We start from the raw sequence: 4,473 nt of genomic DNA on the forward strand, positions 1-4,473 counted from the left end.
CAACGTTTATGTGTACGAGCTGTTGCGTGTGACGGCACGAGCCATTCCAAACACAAAACTGCGCTGGAAAATCCGCGAGGATTTTCCAGATAGGCACAGACCCAGCAATGGCTTGTACACGGTGTTGGCAAATCGGTTTATTATTTTTTCGTTTGGGTTTTTAAGTCGGATGTATTATTGTTATAAAAATCTAATTTAGTCAATTCAGTTTAAACTCCGTTGTGGTTTTTTGTATTCTGTCTATTATTTTCTTTCCGGTCAGATTGCAATTAGAAGAGAAATATAAGTTTTCAGTTTCACACTTAAGGCATCAATAAAAAAATCAATTTTGTTCGATAGGGTTTTATAACTTGGAGTTGATTCAGAAGACTTGTCAAGCTTCTTAAATGTTTGTAGGTTCTGTTTTCAGCCGAACTTTTGGTAATCACAGAGATTCATCTTTTAAGCGGCTTAACACTGGTTTTCAAGGAAACAAAAACTATCTGTAACTGTGCTAAATTTGGTATTGTGTCTTCGCAGATTTCTTTGCCAACGTTTTATGTGTATGAGCCGTTGCGTGTCTCACACACGAGCCATTAAAAGTACAAAACTCCGCTGGAAAATTCCAAAGGATTTTCCAGATTAGCACAGACCCAGCAATGGCTTATACACGGTGTTGTAAAACGTTTTTATTATTCATATTCTTTTTCATAATCAAAGTTTGCTAAAGTTCCAGGTATTGGCGGAATATTATTATATTCAGTTGGTGTCAAAGTATAAACATCAATTTCGTCAATTCCGTTTTTTGAAAGTAAAGGTTTTAGCGAATTAAATAATAAATCATTGAACTTCTTGTCATAAATTCCTTTGTCAAGTCTCGAAGAGTAACTGTATTTTTGTCCGTTAACTTTCTTTATGTTCAACGTGTCTTTGTCAAGAGCAAAAAAGAGAATATTTTCTTCTGTTTTATTTAAAAATTCCGTCGTGATTGAGTCTTTAATTTTACTTACTAATTTTAGAAGTGAATTATTAAATTCAAATTCAGAATCCGAGTAAGTGAGTTTTTTGAATTTCGAGCTTGAGTCAGAGAAAGTAGGATTAGTATTTGACTCTTTGATTATCTCATTTCTTTGATAATTCCAATATCCTCTATAACCCAAATATGATAATCCGATTATCACAATTAGTAAGACAAAATATTTTATGTTTTTTCTGTTTCTCAAATTCTGACTAACGTCAAATTTACTATAATTTTCCTACACTAAAATTTTACTCGTTATCTCAAGGAATTAACAGGTTTTTCTTGTGTGGGGAATGTTTTACAACGTTGATGTGTATGAGCCGTTGCGTGTCCCACACACGAACCATTAAAAGTACGAAACTCCGCTGGAAAATTCCCAAGAATTTTCCAGATTAGCGCAGACCCAGCAATGGCTTATACACGGTGTTGTCAATAGTGTTTTTTGTCCGCTGTTATGTTATTGATATTTGTAAACTTTTCCGCTGTCTTGGATTTCAATTTTTTCAATATCCGTCAAAGGAATTTCCCTTGTCAAATTTTGGATTAATCTTGACCTCGCTCCTTTTAAAGTGTCGTTTATTACAATTACAGTATCAAAAAGGAGAATGTATTTTTTTCCATTTTTTCGAGTAACTCTCATTTCTAATTTTGGTGAATTTTCGAGTTTAACTTTATCTCCATTTTTATCAGTTACAATAATTGATTTTATGTTATTAGCTTCGTACTTAATGTTTTTAATTACGTTTATAGGATTATTAATTTCCACATTTCGTAATTTTTCGGAACCAGATTTGGTCATTTGTTCTCGAAAACTGTCCACAGGAATAGTGTAAGTTTTACAAGAAAATACTAAAGATAAAATTCCCATAAATGCAATTAATTTTGTTTTCATTCGCTTTTTTTTTACATTATTGACAACGTTTATGTGTATGGACCGTTGCGTGTCTCACACACGAACCAATCCAAATATAGACAAACTTTTGGGGATTTCCATAATGTTCCAAAAAAGCACAGACCCAGCAATGGTCTATACACGGTGTTATGTGCAGGCCTTATTCCCGGTTTTCCTTTCAGGTTTTGGTTTTTTTGTGCATTTTGATAATTTAATTTTCAGCGTATAATTTTTAAAAAAAAAATTTAATTGTTCTTTTTAGTTGTATTTTTTTCAGCGTGATTGTTGGCGCAGTAGGTGCTTTGTTTTCTTAATCAGCAATAACATTTACGGATTCATCTATTTTCGTTTAAAAGAAAGAATCTCTATTAATTTTTTTCGGCGCACAGTTTAGACATTGTGATTGTAAAAATAAAAAGCAATTATCTCGTCGAAAACTCTGATTTTCCTATTATGAACTTAATTATCGGAAAGCGAGAAGAATAAAATAATCCGTTGAATTTTGAATTTTAGGTTTAATTTTCTTTTAATCCTCTATTTTAATTCTGCATCAAATTTTTTTGGGCGCAATGCGTTTGTATTGTGATGTTTAGCGAGATTTTTTCTTGGCTTGCACATAACGTTGATGTGTATGGACCGTTGCGTCTCATACACACGAACCAATCCAAATATAAAAAAACTTTGGGTCAATCCGTTAATATTCCAAATAAAGCACAGACCCAGCAATGGTCTATACACGGTGTTATAAGCAGGCCTATTCCCGAATCTTTGTTATCAGGTTTTATTTTTTGCGCATTTAGATAAAATAAATTTCAGTTTATCAATACCAAATTTTCACCGATTGTTCTTATATTTTTCTTTTTTAGTTAATTTTTTTCGGCGGAATGCTTGGCGCATTTAGTTCTGTATTTTCTTAAAAAGCCAAAACATTCCTAATTCATCTATTTTTGTTTAAAAGACCGAATTTTCAATAATTTTTTTTGCGCATAGTTCAGCCGTTGTGATTGTAAAAATAAAAAGCAATAAGCTCGCCGCAAACTCTGATTTTCCTCTTATGAACTTGATCATTGGAAAGCGAGAAAAATAAAATTATCCGTTGAATTTTGAATTTTAGGATTAATTTTCTTTTAATCTTCTATTTTAATACTGCATAAAATTTTTGGGCGCAATGCGTTTGTATTGTGTTGTTTAGCGAGATTTTTTTTTGGCTTGCTTATAACGTTGATGTGTATGAGCCGTTGCGTGTCTCACACACGAGCCATTAAAAGTACAAAACTCCGCTGGAAAATTCCCAAGAATTTTCCAGATAAGCACAGACCCAGCAATGGCTTATACACGGTGTTGTGAGCCGTTTTTCTATATTTCAATTATTAATTTATCAAATATTTCGAAATGGTGTTTTTCAGTTCTCATTTCGATTTTTAGCTTGTCATTACAATGCTCAATTTTATAAATTTCTCCAGATAAAAATAGTTCTTTTAATATTCTTGTCAATTTAGAAATTAGTGGCGGTTTGCCATTTTTGATTTCCAATACATATTTGTCAGATAAATCCAAATCAGATAAAGATTTATTTATAATTTTTCTCAAAGAATCTGTTGATTTTTTTTTCCTGATTTCAAATTCTGAATTATGAGTTCCCTTTCTTTCGGTTTCCCATTCGGCAAGAACTAATAAAGTCTGACTTTTAGAAGAAAGCAATAAATTACCTGATGTGAATGTTGACTTCTTATACATCAAAGTCCAATTTTTTGGTGAATTTATCTTTCCGAAAATCAGATATGACCAAGCATTGTATTTTCCTTTTACTTTACCGTTTTTATTTGCAATGTAATTTTCAAAATCCGAGCAAAATGTTTCATTTATTAAATAAAATGGTGATGAAAGTTCATTAGAAGATGCATTTGGTTTTATTTTCATATGATTCTCTCGGTTTTTTGGTCAAATGGCTCACAACGTTGATGTGTATGAGCCGTTGCGTGTCTCACACACGAACCATTAAAAGTACAAAACTCCGCTGGAAAATTCCCAAGAATTTTCCAAATTAGCAACGACCAAGCAATGGCTTATACACGGTGTTAGGCACTGGCTTTTACTTTTTCTTCAATCCGTTTTCTTTCATTAAATCAAAAGCTTTGTCAAATTCCGCTTTTCGTTCAGTTTTTACATTTCCATAAATCATTCGGATTCGGTCAACACTTTGCTCTCGAGAGTGAATTTCAGGATTATCATTTTTTGGTTCGTTCAGTTCCGCATTTCCACCTCTTAATATTATTACATATCTATTATCAGGATAAACAAAATGTTGATAAAATCCTTCTTCGTAAGAGTCAACTTTATTTTTTATAATTCCAGTTGGTAAAGTCAAGTAATCGTCAGACGTATTTACTTGAACATCTTCAAAAGAGTATTCAATTCCGCCGCTCTGTTTGCAGTTCGACAGAATTAAAATTCCGATTAATATTATGAGTATTTTTTTCTTCATTTGTTCCGTCCGAGTGAATTCCGCTTGTGCCTAACGTTTATGTGTACGAGCTGTAGCGTGTGACGGCACGAGCCATTCCAAACACAAAACTGTGTT

General features: G+C 32.6%; 5 protein-coding genes. 1 reads left to right on the plus strand and 4 read right to left on the minus strand.

What is annotated here, in order from left to right; genetic code table 11:
- The coding region (locus A9996_RS20290; protein WP_211272672.1) for a hypothetical protein at positions 1–199 on the plus strand (199 nt) is incomplete at its 5' end.
- A 472-nt stretch (positions 200–671) separates the two neighbouring features.
- Here A9996_RS20290 and A9996_RS18980 read toward each other — a convergent pair.
- From A9996_RS18980 to A9996_RS19000, 4 genes are all read right to left on the minus strand, one after another.
- Positions 672–1,202 (minus strand): hypothetical protein, encoded by a 531-nt coding sequence (locus A9996_RS18980; RefSeq protein WP_169817280.1) that lies wholly within the window; start codon positions 1,200–1,202, stop codon positions 672–674.
- A 255-nt stretch (positions 1,203–1,457) separates the two neighbouring features.
- Positions 1,458–1,892 (minus strand): hypothetical protein, encoded by a 435-nt coding sequence (locus tag A9996_RS18985; RefSeq protein WP_066439045.1) that lies wholly within the window; start codon positions 1,890–1,892, stop codon positions 1,458–1,460.
- Positions 1,893–3,248: 1,356 nt separating this feature from the next.
- On the minus strand, positions 3,249–3,812 hold the full coding sequence (locus A9996_RS18995) for a hypothetical protein (protein ID WP_066439056.1): 564 nt from the start codon (positions 3,810–3,812) through the stop codon (positions 3,249–3,251).
- Positions 3,813–3,984: 172 nt separating this feature from the next.
- Positions 3,985–4,377, minus strand: a complete 393-nt coding sequence (locus A9996_RS19000) for a hypothetical protein (RefSeq protein WP_066439057.1) — start codon at positions 4,375–4,377, stop codon at positions 3,985–3,987.
- Positions 4,378–4,473 lie beyond the last annotated feature (96 nt).

It is taken from the genome of Gelidibacter algens (assembly GCF_001678675.1).
GTDB lineage: Bacteria > Bacteroidota > Bacteroidia > Flavobacteriales > Flavobacteriaceae > Gelidibacter > Gelidibacter algens.

Bases quoted from the DNA above. Each gene is read 5' to 3' on its own strand.
- A9996_RS18985 (WP_066439045.1), bottom strand. From the start codon at position 1,892: ATGAAAACAAAATTAATTGCATTTATGGGAATTTTATCTTTAGTATTT.
- A9996_RS18995 (WP_066439056.1), bottom strand. From the start codon at position 3,812: ATGAAAATAAAACCAAATGCATCTTCTAATGAACTTTCATCACCATTT.
- A9996_RS19000 (WP_066439057.1), bottom strand. From the start codon at position 4,377: ATGAAGAAAAAAATACTCATAATATTAATCGGAATTTTAATTCTGTCG.